This is a genomic window from Pseudomonas sp. RIT288, assembly GCF_000631985.1.
Taxonomy (GTDB): Bacteria; Pseudomonadota; Gammaproteobacteria; order Pseudomonadales; family Pseudomonadaceae; genus Aquipseudomonas.
Genome location: NZ_JFYN01000043.1, coordinates 274,462 through 288,306 on the forward strand (window position 1 = coordinate 274,462; position 13,845 = coordinate 288,306).

12 protein-coding genes are annotated in these 13,845 nt (G+C 60.9%); 6 read left to right on the forward strand and 6 right to left on the reverse strand.

What is annotated here, in order from left to right; translation table 11 throughout:
• The first annotated feature begins 306 nt into the window (after positions 1-306).
• Positions 307-1,389 carry a dimethylsulfone monooxygenase SfnG gene (gene sfnG / locus BW33_RS26530; RefSeq protein ID WP_047602355.1) on the forward strand — a complete coding sequence of 361 codons (1,083 nt, stop codon included), beginning with the start codon at positions 307-309 and terminating at the stop codon, positions 1,387-1,389.
• A gap of 123 nt (positions 1,390-1,512) precedes the next feature.
• Here the strand turns inward: sfnG and BW33_RS26535 are convergent, their stop codons facing one another.
• The gene (locus tag BW33_RS26535; protein ID WP_007963424.1) at positions 1,513-1,992 is read right to left on the reverse strand and encodes a nuclear transport factor 2 family protein; all 480 of its coding nucleotides are present in this window, start codon (positions 1,990-1,992) and stop codon (positions 1,513-1,515) included.
• 56 nt (positions 1,993-2,048) lie between these two features.
• A complete protein-coding gene (locus BW33_RS26540; RefSeq protein WP_047602358.1) occupies positions 2,049-2,612 on the reverse strand; it encodes a TetR/AcrR family transcriptional regulator in 564 nt (187 codons plus the stop codon).
• A gap of 204 nt (positions 2,613-2,816) precedes the next feature.
• Here BW33_RS26540 and pssA point away from each other — a divergent pair, with 204 nt between their 5' ends.
• Positions 2,817-4,160 carry a CDP-diacylglycerol--serine O-phosphatidyltransferase gene (gene pssA, locus BW33_RS26545; RefSeq protein ID WP_047602361.1) on the forward strand — a complete coding sequence of 448 codons (1,344 nt, stop codon included), beginning with the start codon at positions 2,817-2,819 and terminating at the stop codon, positions 4,158-4,160.
• A 125-nt stretch (positions 4,161-4,285) separates the two neighbouring features.
• On the opposite strand, the gene efeO (BW33_RS26550) is transcribed toward pssA, so the two are convergent.
• From efeO (BW33_RS26550) to efeU, 4 genes are read right to left on the reverse strand one after another with little or no spacing between them, the layout of a single operon-like run.
• Positions 4,286-5,110 carry an iron uptake system protein EfeO gene (efeO, locus tag BW33_RS26550; protein ID WP_047602364.1) on the reverse strand — a complete coding sequence of 275 codons (825 nt, stop codon included), beginning with the start codon at positions 5,108-5,110 and terminating at the stop codon, positions 4,286-4,288.
• Between the two features lie 24 nt (positions 5,111-5,134).
• A complete protein-coding gene (efeB, locus tag BW33_RS26555; protein ID WP_047602366.1) occupies positions 5,135-6,433 on the reverse strand; it encodes an iron uptake transporter deferrochelatase/peroxidase subunit in 1,299 nt (432 codons plus the stop codon).
• Positions 6,434-6,450: 17 nt separating this feature from the next.
• Positions 6,451-7,650 (reverse strand): iron uptake system protein EfeO, encoded by a 1,200-nt coding sequence (efeO, locus tag BW33_RS26560; protein WP_047602370.1) that lies wholly within the window; start codon positions 7,648-7,650, stop codon positions 6,451-6,453.
• 8 nt (positions 7,651-7,658) lie between these two features.
• Positions 7,659-8,513, reverse strand: a complete 855-nt coding sequence (gene efeU, locus BW33_RS26565) for an iron uptake transporter permease EfeU (protein ID WP_047602371.1) — start codon at positions 8,511-8,513, stop codon at positions 7,659-7,661.
• A gap of 283 nt (positions 8,514-8,796) precedes the next feature.
• Here efeU and BW33_RS26570 point away from each other — a divergent pair, with 283 nt between their 5' ends.
• The 4 genes from BW33_RS26570 (at position 8,797) to BW33_RS26585 (ending at position 13,725) form a co-directional block, all read left to right on the forward strand.
• The gene (locus BW33_RS26570; protein WP_047602373.1) at positions 8,797-9,813 is read left to right on the forward strand and encodes an AraC family transcriptional regulator; all 1,017 of its coding nucleotides are present in this window, start codon (positions 8,797-8,799) and stop codon (positions 9,811-9,813) included.
• Positions 9,814-10,077: 264 nt separating this feature from the next.
• Positions 10,078-11,742, forward strand: a complete 1,665-nt coding sequence (locus tag BW33_RS26575; RefSeq protein WP_047602376.1) for an AMP-binding protein — start codon at positions 10,078-10,080, stop codon at positions 11,740-11,742.
• A 15-nt stretch (positions 11,743-11,757) separates the two neighbouring features.
• Positions 11,758-12,519 (forward strand): SDR family NAD(P)-dependent oxidoreductase, encoded by a 762-nt coding sequence (locus BW33_RS26580; RefSeq protein ID WP_047602378.1) that lies wholly within the window; start codon positions 11,758-11,760, stop codon positions 12,517-12,519.
• Positions 12,520-12,531: 12 nt separating this feature from the next.
• Positions 12,532-13,725, forward strand: coding sequence for an acetyl-CoA C-acyltransferase (locus BW33_RS26585; protein WP_047602381.1), 1,194 nt, complete (start codon positions 12,532-12,534; stop codon positions 13,723-13,725).
• Positions 13,726-13,845: the final 120 nt, after the last annotated feature.

The following is a 13,845-nucleotide window of genomic DNA, read 5'->3' on the forward strand; positions in this document are numbered from 1 at the left end:
AGGGCTGCGGGGAAGGGCTGACATGTTACTCATTTCCAGGTGTTGCGGCGACCCGTAAAGCCCCATCGCGAGCAGGCTCACTCCTACATTTGAAATGCGTTCTCCCTGCAGGAGTGAGCCTGCTCGCGATGGGGGCAGCCCTTTCAACTCAAAATCCAACTGTTGCCCACCCAACACCCACACAACAAAGCACCCTCCAGCAGTGCAGTCAAAAACCCATGAAACCCAATAAAACCGGGCACTTGAACCTTGGCACGCTTGCTGCTCTGTCCCCACTGACTTTCCCAATGTCCCGAGGACACGCCAATGAGCAAGCAAAACGTGAAATTCGCCTACTGGGTGCCGAACGTCAGTGGCGGCCTGGTGGTCAGCAAGATCGAGCAGCGCACCGACTGGGGCATCGACTACAACCGCAAGCTGGCGCAACTCGCCGAAGCGGCGGGATTCGAGTATGCCCTGACGCAGATCCGCTTTACCGCCGGTTACGGCGCCGAGTTCCAGCATGAGTCGGTGGCGTTCAGTCATGCGCTGTTGGCGGCTACCACCAAGCTGAAGGTGATCGCGGCGATTCTGCCGGGGCCATGGCAGCCGGCGCTGGCAGCCAAGCAACTGGCGACCATCGATCAACTCACCAACGGCCGCATTGCGGTGAACATCGTCAGCGGCTGGTTCAAGGGTGAATTCCAGGCCATCGGCGAGCATTGGCTGGAACACGACGAGCGCTACCGGCGTTCCGAAGAATTCATCCGCTCACTGCGCGGGATCTGGAGCCAGGACAACTTCAGCTTTCGCGGCGACTTCTACCGCTTCGACAATTACACCCTCAAACCGAAACCGCTGGGTCGCCCGGAAATATTCCAGGGCGGCAGTTCCCGCGCGGCACGGGACATGGCGGCGCGGGTCTCGGACTGGTATTTCACCAATGGCAACAGCGTCGAGGGGATCAAGGCGCAGGTCGATGACATCCGCGCCAAAGCGGCGGCCAACAATCATTCGGTGAAGATCGGCGTCAACGCCTTCGTCATCGCCCGCGACACCGAGGAAGAGGCGCGCGCCGTGCTGGCACAGATCATCGACCAGGCCGATCCGGAAGCGGTGAACGCGTTTGGCGATGCGGCGAAGCAGGCGGGCAGGGCGTCGCCGGAAGGTGAGGGCAATTGGGCGAAATCCACCTTCGAGGATCTGGTGCAATACAACGATGGCTTCAAGACCAATCTGATCGGCACGCCCCAGCAGATCGCCGAGCGAATTGTGGCGCTGAAAGCGGTGGGGGTGGATCTGGTGTTGGCGGGTTTTCTGCACTTTCAGGAGGAGGTGGAGTATTTCGGCAAACGTGTGCTGCCGTTGGTGCGGGAACTCGAGGCTGAAAAGACTGCCGCAGTAGCCTGAACACCAACAAATCTCCTGTAGGAGTGAGCCTGCTCGCGATTGCGTATGAACATTCAATATTCAGGTTGACTGACACACCGCTATCGCGAGCAGGCTCACTCCTACAATTGGAACTATGTGAGCTTACAGACCGAGGTCGGACAGCCCCGGATGATCATCCGGACGCCGCCCCAGTGGCCAGTGGAACTTGCGCTCGCTTTCCTTGATCGGCATGTCGTTGATGCAGGCATAGCGCTGGAACATCAGCCCGTGCTCATCGAACTCCCAGTTTTCATTGCCGTAGGAACGAAACCAGTTGCCCGAATCGTCGCGCCATTCGTAGGCGTAGCGCACGGCAATGCGCGTGTCCGAATAAGCCCAGAGTTCCTTGATCAAGCGGTAGTCGAGCTCCTTGGCCCATTTGCGGGTCAGGAAGGCCTTGGCTTCTTCACGGTTGTTGGCGAACTCGGCGCGATTGCGCCATTTCGTATCGAGGGTATAGGCCAGCGACACCTTCTCGGGGTCGCGGGAATTCCAGCCATCTTCGGCCAGACGTACTTTTTCGATAGCCGATTCACGGTTGAACGGCGGTAGCGGTGGACGCACTTGGGCAGCAGTCGACATTGTCAGTCTCCCGATCTAATAAACGATTAAACAACGGTTCAGGCTTATTTAAGGCGTTACAGGTCCAATAACTTACGCGCCATGCATTGCGCATTATCAGCGGCACTGTGATCACCCATCACAAGCGCTACGGTAATGGCGCCGTCAATCAGGATCAGCAATTGTCTGGCCAGACGTTGCGGGTCCTCGGTGCCATGTTCGGTACACAGCTCGCACAGGTAGTCGAGCAGCTTCTGTTTGTGGTCTTTGGCGACCTGGCGCACCGGGTCTTCAGGGTCGCCGGTCTCGCCACTGGTATTGATGAAGGCACAGCCACGGAAGCCTTCCGAGGCGAACCAGCCCTTGAGCACGGTAAACAGGTTGAGCAGGCGGTCGGCCGGGGTTTCGGCCTGATCGACGGCGCTGCGGTACCAGTGCATCCAGCGCACGTCGCGGCGTTGCAGGGCAGCGACGGTCAGCTCCTCCTTGTTGGCGAAGTAGCGGTAGATGCTTTTTCTGGAGACGCCGGCGGTTTTCACCAGAAGATCCATGCCGGTGGCCGCGATGCCACTTTTGTAGATCAACTTTTCGGTGACATCCAGAATGATGTCGCGGGTCGAGGTGTCAGTGATTTCGTTCATGTGGCTAACAGTAGAACGATCGTTCTCCTTTCGCAAGCTGTTTTTAAGATCAAACGATCGCAGCCTCCGGCAGCTCCTACACTGATCGCTGTAGGAGCTGCCGGAGGCTGCGATCTTTTGATCTCATTACAGACAGTAACAAGACCCGCACCGGTTGATGGTGTAAGCTCTCGGGCTCTTCGGATTCGACCCATTGCGAGCCCTATGCCGTTGCTTTTCAAACGCTCTTTGCTGCCCAAACTGCGCAGCTTTCCGCTGACTGCCGAGGCCGTGACCATTCTGCCCGGCGCCGCCGAGTTCCGTCGTTGCCTGCTGGAGAAAATCGCCGAGGCGACCCGGCGCATCTATATCGTTGCGCTGTATCTGCAGCACGATGAGGCCGGTCAGGAAATTCTCGATGCCTTGCACGCCGCCAAGCTCAGGCGCCCGGAGCTGGAGATCGTCGTGGTGGTTGACTGGCTGCGCGCCCAGCGCGGGCTGATCGGTGCCGGCAAACAGCCGGGCAACTCGGCGTGGTACCAGGAAATGACCCGCACCCATCAGAGTGAAGTGCCGGTCTACGGCGTGCCGGTGCAGACCCGTGAGCTGTTTGGCGTGCTGCATCTGAAAGGCTTCGTGATCGACGATTGCGTGGTTTACAGCGGTGCGAGCCTGAACAACGTCTACCTGCACAAGTTCGACAAGTACCGGTTCGACCGGTATCACGTGCTGCACAGCCGCGAACTGGCGGACTCGATGCATCATCTGGTCAAGCACGGTCTGATCGAATCCAAGGCTGTGCATCGCCTCGACCTGCCGAACCTGCCGACTACCCGCAGCCTGCGCAACGACATTGGCGACCTGCGCAGCCGTCTCAAATATGCCGCGTACGACACCAGTGCCGGCAGCACGGCGCATACCGGCCTGTCGGTGAGTCCGTTGCTCGGCGTGGGCAAGAACAACCCGTTGAACCGGGTGATTGTCGAGCTGATCGCCAGCGCGCAACAGCAGCTGACGATTTGCACCCCGTACTTCAATCTGCCGCTGCCGATCATCCGCGAGGTCAACCGCGCGCTGGCCCGTGGGGTGAAGATCGACATCGTGGTTGGCGACAAGACGGCCAACGACTTCTACATTCCGCCGAGTGAGCCGTTCAAGGTGATTGCGGCGTTGCCGTATCTGTACGAAATCAGTCTGCGGCGTTTCGCCAAGCGGCATCAGCGCAACATCGACAGCGGCCAGTTGAACCTGCATCTGTGGCGTGACGGCGACAACAGCTATCACCTCAAGGGCATGTGGGTCGACCAGCGCTATACGCTGCTGACCGGCAACAACCTCAATCCACGGGCGTTCCGCCTCGACCTGGAAAACGCGCTGCTGATCGATGACCCGCAGGGCGAATGGCTTGAGCCACGGGCGAAGGAGCAGCAAGAGATTTTCCGCAACACCACGCGGATTGCCAGTTTCCAGAACCTGGAGACATTGCCGGAGTACCCGGCGGGCGTGGCGAAGTTTCTCAAGCGGGTCAGTCGGGTGCGGATCGAGCGATTGCTCTACCGGATTTTGTAAACCTTCAGATTATTCAGGGCGTTTAAAACCTCTATCGCGAGCAGGCTCACTCCTACAGGGGAATGCATTCCAACTGTAGGAGTGAGCCTGCTCGCGATAGGGCCTTGTCAGGCGCTACAAAAACCTCAGTTCAGACCGAGCTTGCCACGCAATGTGGACAGGTCTTCCGCCAAGGTATTCACCGGCCCGACCAGCGCCTTGCGGTCGTTATCCTTCACTTTGTCATACGTCTCGAAACCACCGTCCTTGGTCTTGTACTTGGCGAGGATCTTGTCCACGCTGGCGAAGTTCTTGTCGACTTTGGCGACGAACGCCTTGTCCTGCTTCTCGATCTGCGGACGGAACAGGTCGACGATTTTCTTCGCACCGTCGATATTGCCCTGGAAGTCGTACAGGTCGGTGTGGCTGTAACGATCTTCTTCACCGGAGATCTTGGTCGCGGCGACTTCTTCCAGCAGTGCAGCAGCACCACCGACGACTTTCTCCGGTGGGAAGGTCAGGCCGGCGACGCGGGTTTGCAGGTCTTTCACATCGCTGTCCAGCTTGTCCGCCAGGGCGGTCAGGCCGTCGGTGCTCTTCTCCGAGAACAGCGAATATTCGAGGCGATGGAAACCGGTGAAGTCATCAGCCTTCACGCCTTTTTCGTGGTCGTCGACGCGCGAGTCGATGGACGCATCGAGGTCACTGAACAGCTCGGCAATCGGCTCGATCGACTCGTAGTAGACGCGGGTCGGTGCGTAGAGCTTTTGCGCGGTGGCCAGGTCACCCTTCTTCACCGCATCGGTGAATTGCCTGGTGTGGCTGCCCAGTTCATCCAGTTGCTCGGTGACGTAGATCTTGTAGTCCGACACCGGGCCGACCAGATCCAGCGGCGCCGTCGCGGCGAACGCCGAAAGCGGGGTGTTGAGCAAACCGAGGGTCAGCAGTAACGCGAGTGGCGACTTTTTCATGGAGCGGCTCCGAGGTTTTTATGGTTAGGCAGCTGTTTTGGGTTGGGTGGCGTTGAGCAGCGAACGACCGATGAAATCCTTGTCGCCAATGACACCCGGAAGAGTGAAGAAGTAACCGCCGCCGACCGGTTTGAGGTATTCCTCAAGTGGTTCGCCGTTGAGGCGGGTCTGCACGGTGATGAAGCCTTTTTCCAGGTCGGCCTGGTAGCAGATGAACAACAGGCCCATGTCGAGCTGGCCGTTCTTGTTGACGCCGTTGGAGTAGTTGAACGGCCGGCGCAGGATCAGGTTGGCCTGGCTCGCGGCGGTGCGCGGGTTGGCCAGACGGATGTGCGCGTCGAGCTTGGTCAGTTTGCCTTCCGGATCCTTGCTGTAATCCGGGACCTCGGTCTCATGCTGCGCGCCCATCGGTGCGCCCGTAGTCTTGACCCGACCGATGATGCTTTCCTGTTCCTGCAACGGCGTACGGTCCCAACGCTCGACGAAGTTGCGGATGATCCGCACCGCTTGATAGCTGCCGTGGGTCGCCCAGGCCGGCTCATCGCTGCCCGGTTGCACCCAGACAATCTTGTCCATGGCGTTGGCGTCGTTGGAATCGGGGTTGGCCGAGCCGTCGCGGAAACCGAGAAAGTTGCGCGCCGATTGCGCCGGCACACCCGGTTTCGCCGGGGCTTGCGGCGGCACGCTGCCTTCCTGTTTCCAGCGCACCAGCAGCAGATCCGGCAGGTTCTTGACGATGTCGCGCAGGGCGTGAATGTTGGTGTCGGCGGTGTTCGAGCAGAACTGCAGGCTCAAGTCGCCGTGGCAGCAATCGGCCTCCAGCGCATCGTTGGGGAAACCGACCATGCGTTGCAGGCGCTTCGGTTTGGCGGCGGCCAGACCGAAGCGCTCGTCGAACAGCGATTCGCCTACCGAGACGGTGATGGTCAAGTTGTCCGGGGTCACAATGGGGCCGAGGATGCCGGAATCCGGTGGCGGCAGTTTCGGGTCGATCTGCGCCACCGGGCCGCCCTTCATCAGGAACGCAATGCGCTCGTTGAGGGTACGGAACAGCCGTTCGAGGTCTTCGCGATCACTGGCCAGCACGTCGAACGACACGAACATGCCGGACGCCGGGCGCGGGGTAACAATGCCGGTCTGGTGCACGCCGTGGAAATCGTGGCGGTCTTCGGTCTTGTCGCTGCTCGGCGCTTCAGTGACTTGCGCCGGGGCCGCCGCCATGGCCGGGCAGCTCAGGGCCGAACCGGCCAGGGCGACACCGGCGACACCCATGCCCATCAGGAGGCGGCGACGTTGCAGATCGAGGTTTTGCAATTCTTTCATCGGTATTCGTCTTCTGCTTACAGGCCGGAAAGGCCGAGGGCGGGATCGATGCCATCCAGAGCGTCAGCCAGGGCCTGAGCCTTGTCGGCGATCTGTTTGCGTTGTGCGCCACTGACCGTGTCGTAAGTGGCGTAGCCGTCCTTGACCTTGAAGCTATTCAGTACGGTGTCGAAATCGCTCAGCGCCGCGTCGATTTTCGGCAGCAGATCCGGCGCCGACCTGGTCAGCATCGGCCGCAGCAGCTCGACCACTTTGTGTGCGGTTTCCAGGTTGCTGGCGAAGCCGTTCAGGTCGCCGTGGCTGTAGCGTTCCTCTTCACCGCTGGCGGCACGCACGTCGGCCAGCGTGTTGAGGTTGCGCACCACGATGCTCACCAGTTGTTCCGGCGGCAGCGATTGGGCCAGCAGTTGTTGTCTTAGCGTGGTGACATCGGCCAGCAGGTGCTCTGCGACCGGGTTCAAGCCGTCGAGGCTGCGTTGCTGGAACAGCGCATATTCGAGGCGATGGAAACCGACGAAGGCTGGATCCTGCTCACGTTTTTCGAAGTAATCGGCGCGGGCATTGATGCTGTTGTCCAGTTCTCCCAGCCGTTGCGCGGCAGGCGCCAGACGCTGGTAAGCGGCACGCGCCGGCAGGTACAGCGCTTGCGCCTGGGCCAGGTCGCCGCTGGAAATTGCCTGATTCAGCGCGGTCACGGCTTTGATCAGCGCGCTGCCCTGAGTCGCCAGATACACGCGAAACTCCGACAAGGGCCCGACGAAAGCGACCATCGACGGCTTGGCCTTGGCGGCAGCGTCGGAAGCCGCGGTCGGCGTTACGTGCAGCACGCCACGTGGGTTGCTCAGCAGACCGCAAGTGATCGCGTAGTCGCCGGGTTGCAGGTTGGCGTTGATCACCTGGCTCAGGCCCGGGGCGATGTTTTCGCGCTCCTCGATCACCAGCACGCCGTCGAGAATTTCCCACTCCACCGCCCGGTCGGAACGGTTGACGATGCGGAAACTGGCGCGGCCGGCCGGAACCGTCAGCTCGTTCGGATCACAGCTGTGGGCGTTGATGTTGACCACTACTTCGTCATGGTTGTGTTGACGCTTGGCCGCGGCCATTTTCGAGGCGTAGTAGAACAGGCCACCGGCGGCGATCATCACGACCACCGAGCCGGCCACCGCCCAGCGCAAGGCGCGGGGAGGCGAGGCCTGAGGAGTATTAGGCTTTGACATGGGTGCCCTTATTGGCTGGAAACGGAAGACGATTTGCCGGCGGCGTCAGCGCTGGAGGAGGGCGCGGCGGGGTAGAAAAACATCACCAGCGCCAGCACCAGATAGATCAGGTACGCACCGAGGGTGCTGACGGTCGGCGCATCCTGATAACCGAACATGCCGGCCAACACCGAGCCCAACGGGCCGTCCATCGGCAGCGTCGCGCTAAAGTCGAACAGCACGGTCTGCAGCTGATTCCACACACCCGCTTCATGCAGGGCTTGCACCGAGTTGGCGAGGATCCCGGCGGCGACCACCAGAATGAACAACCCGGTCCACTTGAAGAACGCCGACAGGTTCAGGCGCATGCTGCCGCTGTAGATCAGGAAGCCGACGACAATCGCCAGTACCAGGCCGAGCAGGGCACCGATCGGCGCGCCCGGGCCCTCGCTCTGCTGGAACACGGCGAGCAGGAAGAACACGGTTTCCAGGCCTTCGCGAGCCACGGCGAAGAACACCATGGCGATCAGCGCGATCACCTGATGCTTTGACGAGGTCAGGGCGTGATCCAGCGAGGCCTGCAGCGAATGCTTGATCGAACGCGCGACCTTGCGCATCCAGAACACCATCGAGCTGAGAATGCCCACCGCGACCAGACCGACAATGCCTTCGAACAACTCCTGCTGTTTCTGCGGGAATTCGGCACTGACCAGCTCCAGGCCACCGCCGACCAGCAGCGCCAGGGCAGCGGCAAGAAACACGCCGATCCACACCGCCGGCATCCATTGGCCACGTCCGGTCTGTTGCAGGTAGCTGGCGATGATGCCAACGATCAGGGCGGCTTCAATGCCTTCGCGCAGCATGATCAGAAAGGGAACGAGCATTCAGGCAACCACGAGTGATTTAGATAGGTGGCTAAGTTGTAACATAATGACACTCATTCCCAAATGGGGATGGTTGACATTTACCTGAACATTCGCTGAACGACCTGTTTGTCGCCCCGCCCCCCCTGTAGGAGCTGCCGAAGGCTGCGATCTTTTGACTTTGATTTTTAAAAACAAGATCAAAAGATCGCAGCCTTCGGCAGCTCCTACAGGGTTTGTGGTGAATCGGGATGACTGGGGTAAGATGCCCCTCACCCGAAAACAACAAGGTCTGCCTCGCTCCATGTCGGAAAAAGACACCATCGCCGTTCAACTGGTGCGTGAAGCACTGCTGCAAAGTTGTGCCCCGGGCGTGGCCACAGATGAAGTCTTGAACAAGGTCGGGATCGCTCCGGCGCTGCTGCAGAGCAAACAGGGGCGGGTGCCTGCCTCGCAATACGCCAGGCTCTGGCGCTTGCTGGCCCGGCGCGGCGATGACGAATTCTTCGGTATGGATCCGCGTCGACTAAAGTTCGGCAGCCTGGCGTTCCTGTGTCGTAGCGCCATGATGCAACCGACGCTGGCCGCCGGTCTGGGCATGGGCCTGAATTTCCTCTCCTTGATGCTGGAAAAAATGCCCGCGCAATTGGCGCATCAGCAAAGCCTGGCGGAAATAGTCCTGCTCGAAGACGATCCCGAACCGCGTCGGGCGTTTACCTATTTCACCTACTGGATGATCGTCCACGGCGTGGCCTGCTGGCTGGCGGGGCGGCGGATTCCGATTCTGGCGATCGAACTGCGCTGCGCCGAGCCGGATTTCTGCGACGACTACCGGGTGATGTTCTCGGAAAACCTGCGCTTCGACCGGCCGCGCACGCGGATGATCTTTGCTGCTGACTGCCTCGACCTGCCGATCAAGCGTACGGCCGAAGAACTGAAACGCTTTCTGGCCCATGCACCGGCGAACATTCTGGTGAAATACCGCGACCCGGAAAGCCTCGCCAGCCGAATCAAGCAGGATCTGCGGCAGCTGCCCGCCGAACAATGGCCGGAAACCGAGGCGCTGGCGCAACAGCTGTGCATGTCCGCCTCGACCCTGCGCCGGCGTTTGGCGGAAGAGGGACAGACCTATCAGGCCCTCAAGGACAGCGTGCGCAAGGAGCTGGCGATCAGTTGGCTGGCGGAGCCATCGATCAGCTTCGTCGAGATCGCCACGCGTCTGGGGTTTGCCGATGCGAGTTCGTTCTACAAGGCGTTTCGCAAGTGGTCGGGGTCCAATCCTGGGCATTACCGCACGTTGATCCTCAACGAAGCCGTCTGATCCGACAGCAGGCTGGCTCCCACCTTTGGAATGCGCTTCCCCTGTAGGAGCTGCCGCAGGCTGCGATCTTTTGATCCTGGTTTTTAACATCAACGTCAAAAGATCGCAGCCTGCGGCAGCTCCTACAGGGCCATGTTTGCAAACATGGCCAAACCAGTCAGCCACTTTGATGGCTTTGACCATTGCCGCCTCCGCGCCGCAGCGCGACTATCCCTGTGTTGTTTACGGTTCCCAGCCTAATAAAAACACCGAGGGATTCTGGCAATGCGCGATTACTTGTCTGCCACCGAACAGTTCAACTATCAGAACACCGTGGACGCTGCGCTCAGCGGCACGCTGGAGGCGCTCAACGCCTGCGTCGAATGTTGCGACCGCCACGCCTTGCCGGGGCGCATTGCGTTGTTCTGGGAGGGCCGCGACGACGCGAGTGCCACGTACACCTTCAGCGAGCTGCAGGACAAAGCGGCGCGTTTCGCCAATTTCCTTCGCGAACAAGGCGTGCGGAAGGGCGACAAGGTCGCCGGTCTGCTGCCACGCAACATTGAATTGCTCATCACCATATTCGCCACCTGGCGCATCGGCGCGGTGTATCAGCCGTTGTTCACCGCATTCGGCCCCAAGGCCATCGAGCATCGCCTGAACAGTTCCGGCGCGAAAGTGGTGGTCACCGACGCGGTCAACCGGCCGAAACTCGCTGAAGTCAGCGATTGCCCGACCATCGTCACCGTCGGCGGCGCCAAAGGCCAGGGTATCGTGCGTGGCGATTTCAGTTTCTGGGCCGAACTCGCCAACTGTTCCAGCGTCTGCGAGCCGGTGCTGCTGACGGGCGAAGACCCATTCCTGCTGATGTTCACTTCGGGCACCACCGGCCCGGCGAAAGCGCTGTCGGTTCCGCTCAAGGCGATCGTCGCGTTTCAGAGCTACACCCGCGACGCGGTGGATTTGCGCCCCGAAGATTCGTTCTGGAACGTCGCCGATCCGGGCTGGGCCTACGGCATCTATTTCGGCGTCACCGGCCCTATGTCGATGGGCCATCCGATCACCTTTTACGATGGTCCGTTCACCCTCGAAAGCACCTGCCGGGTGATCAACAAATACGGCATCACCAACCTCACCGGTTCGCCGACTGCGTATCGCCTGTTGATTGCCGGCGGCAACGCGTTCGCCAAGTCGATCAAAGGCAAATTGCGCATCGTCAGCAGCGCTGGCGAACCGCTCAATCCGGAAGTGATCCGCTGGTTCGCCGACAACCTCGATGTGGTGATTCACGATCACTACGGCCAGACCGAACTGGGCATGGTGCTGTGCAACCACCACGGTCTGCAGCATCCGATCCACCTCGGCGCCGCCGGTTTCGCCTCGCCGGGCCATCGCATCGTGGTACTCGACGAGCAGTACAACGAACTTGGCGTCGGCCAGCCGGGCATCCTCGCCATCGACCGTACCCAGTCGCCGATGTGCTGGTTCGGCGGCTACCAAGGCGTGCCGACCAAAGCTTTCGTCGGCAATTACTACCTCAGCGGCGACACCGTGGAATGGAACCCGGACGGCAGCATCAGCTTCGTCGGGCGCAGTGATGACGTGATCACCACTTCCGGCTATCGCGTCGGCCCGTTCGACGTCGAAAGCGCGCTGATCGAGCACCCGGCGGTGGTCGAAGCCGCCGTGGTCGGCAAGCCTGATCCGGAGCGTACCGAACTGGTCAAGGCCTTCGTCGTGCTCAACCCGCAATACCGCGCCGAACCGGCACTGGCCGAAGAGCTGCGGCAACACGTGCGCAAGCGTCTGGCCGCGCATTCGTACCCGCGTGAAATCGAATTTGTCAGCGAATTGCCGAAAACCCCAAGCGGCAAATTGCAGCGCTTTATCTTGCGCAACCAGGAAATCGCCAAGGCTCAAGAGGCCGCGGCGCACAACGTTTCAGCTTGAATCAGGAAGTCAGTCATGCAGATCGAGAACAAGGTTTTTATCGTCACCGGCGGCGCGTCCGGCCTGGGTGCCGCCAGCGCTGAATTGCTGGTCAGTGCCGGCGCCAAAGTGATGCTGGTGGACATGAATGCTGACGCCGTCGCCGCCCAGGCCCAGCGCCTTGGCGCGCAAAGTGTGGTGGCCGATATCAGCAACGAAGCCGCAGCGGAAGCCGCGGTACAGGCGACGGTGAAAGCCTTTGGCAGCCTCAACGGTCTGGTCAACTGCGCCGGCATCGTCCGCGGCGAGAAGATCCTCGGCAAGAACGGCCCGCATGCGCTGTCCAGTTTCGCCCAGGTGATCAACGTCAACCTGATCGGCAGCTTCAACATGCTGCGTCTGGCTGCCGCGGCCATCGCCGAAAGCGCAGCGGATGCCGATGGCGAGCGCGGGGTGATCATCAACACCGCCTCGGTAGCGGCGTTTGACGGCCAGATCGGCCAGGCCGCGTATGCCGCCTCCAAAGGTGCGATTGCCAGCCTGACCCTGCCAGCCGCCCGTGAACTGGCGCGCTTCGGCATCCGCGTGATGACCATCGCTCCGGGCATTTTCGAAACGCCGATGATGGCCGGCATGACCCCGGAAGTGCGCGACTCGCTGGCCGCTGGCGTGCCGTTCCCGCCACGTCTGGGCAAACCTGCCGAGTACGCCGCGCTGGTTCGGCATATCATCGAAAACAGCATGCTCAACGGTGAGGTGATCCGTCTCGACGGCGCCTTGCGCATGGCCGCCAAGTAAGGAGGATTTGTCATGAGCCTTTCCAACGATCCGATTGTCATCGTCAGCGCCGTCCGCACCCCGATGGGTGGTTTTCAGGGCGAACTGAAAAGCCTCACCGCGCCGCAACTGGGCGCTGCGGCAATCAAGGCCGCGGTTGAGCGCGCCGGAGTTGCCACCGATGCGGTCGATGAAGTGTTGTTCGGTTGCGTATTGCCGGCCGGCCTCGGTCAGGCACCGGCACGTCAAGCGGCACTGGGTGCCGGGCTGGATAAGTCGACGCGCTGCACAACGGTCAACAAAATGTGCGGCTCGGGCATGGAAACCACCATCCTTGCTCATGACATGCTGCTGGCCGGCAGCGCCGACGTGGTGATCGCCGGCGGCATGGAAAGCATGTCCAACTCGCCATACCTGCTCGACCGTGCCCGCGCCGGTTATCGCATGGGCCATGGCCGGGTGCTCGATTCGATGTTCCTCGACGGCCTCGAAGATGCCTACGACAAGGGCCGCCTGATGGGCACCTTCGCCGAAGACTGCGCCGAAACCAACGACTTCAGCCGCGAAGCCCAGGATGCGTTTGCCATCGCTTCGACCACCCGCGCGCAGCAGGCGATCAAGGATGGCAGCTTCAAGGCCGAGATCGTTCCACTGACGGTGACGGTCGGCAAGGAGCAGCTACTGATCAGCAATGACGAGCAGCCGCCGAAGGCCAAACTGGACAAGGTTGCCTCGCTGAAACCGGCGTTCCGCGAAGGCGGTACGGTGACGGCGGCGAACTCCAGTTCGATCTCCGACGGCGCGGCGGCGCTGGTGCTGATGCGCCAGTCGCAAGCGCAGAAACTCGGGCTGAAACCGCTGGCGGTGATTCATGGCCACGCGGCGTTTGCCGACACTCCGGGCCTGTTCCCGGTGGCACCGATTGGCGCGATCAAGAAGCTGGTGAAGAAGACCGGTTGGGCGTTGAACGAGGTCGACCTGTTTGAAATCAACGAAGCGTTCGCCGTGGTGGCGATGGCGGCGATGACCCACCTGGAAATCCCCCACGACAAGCTCAACGTGCATGGCGGCGCCTGCGCGCTGGGCCATCCGATCGGTGCCTCGGGCGCACGGATTCTGGTGACCTTGCTCTCGGCCCTGCGCCAGAAAAACCTGAAGCGCGGGATTGCCGCGATCTGTATCGGCGGCGGCGAAGCCACGGCGATCGCCGTGGAATGCGTGTATTGATTCACGCAATCCCTTTGTAGGAGTGGGCCTGCTCGCGATGGCGTCGTGTTAGTCAACGCTGATTTATATGACCCACCGCTATCGCGAGCAGGCTCACTCCTACAAGGGAAAGCGGGTCGA

Excerpts from the sequence above, each read along its gene's own strand:
- BW33_RS26575 (WP_047602376.1), top strand. The coding sequence starts at position 10,078 with ATGCGCGATTACTTGTCTGCCACCGAACAGTTCAACTATCAGAACACC.
- sfnG (WP_047602355.1), top strand. The coding sequence starts at position 307 with ATGAGCAAGCAAAACGTGAAATTCGCCTACTGGGTGCCGAACGTCAGT.
- BW33_RS26540 (WP_047602358.1), bottom strand. The coding sequence starts at position 2,612 with ATGAACGAAATCACTGACACCTCGACCCGCGACATCATTCTGGATGTC.
- efeB (WP_047602366.1), bottom strand. The coding sequence starts at position 6,433 with ATGAAAGAATTGCAAAACCTCGATCTGCAACGTCGCCGCCTCCTGATG.
- BW33_RS26585 (WP_047602381.1), top strand. The coding sequence starts at position 12,532 with ATGAGCCTTTCCAACGATCCGATTGTCATCGTCAGCGCCGTCCGCACC.
- BW33_RS26570 (WP_047602373.1), top strand. The coding sequence starts at position 8,797 with ATGTCGGAAAAAGACACCATCGCCGTTCAACTGGTGCGTGAAGCACTG.
- pssA (WP_047602361.1), top strand. The coding sequence starts at position 2,817 with ATGCCGTTGCTTTTCAAACGCTCTTTGCTGCCCAAACTGCGCAGCTTT.
- BW33_RS26535 (WP_007963424.1), bottom strand. The coding sequence starts at position 1,992 with ATGTCGACTGCTGCCCAAGTGCGTCCACCGCTACCGCCGTTCAACCGT.
- efeO (WP_047602364.1), bottom strand. The coding sequence starts at position 5,110 with ATGAAAAAGTCGCCACTCGCGTTACTGCTGACCCTCGGTTTGCTCAAC.
- efeO (WP_047602370.1), bottom strand. The coding sequence starts at position 7,650 with ATGTCAAAGCCTAATACTCCTCAGGCCTCGCCTCCCCGCGCCTTGCGC.
- efeU (WP_047602371.1), bottom strand. The coding sequence starts at position 8,513 with ATGCTCGTTCCCTTTCTGATCATGCTGCGCGAAGGCATTGAAGCCGCC.
- BW33_RS26580 (WP_047602378.1), top strand. The coding sequence starts at position 11,758 with ATGCAGATCGAGAACAAGGTTTTTATCGTCACCGGCGGCGCGTCCGGC.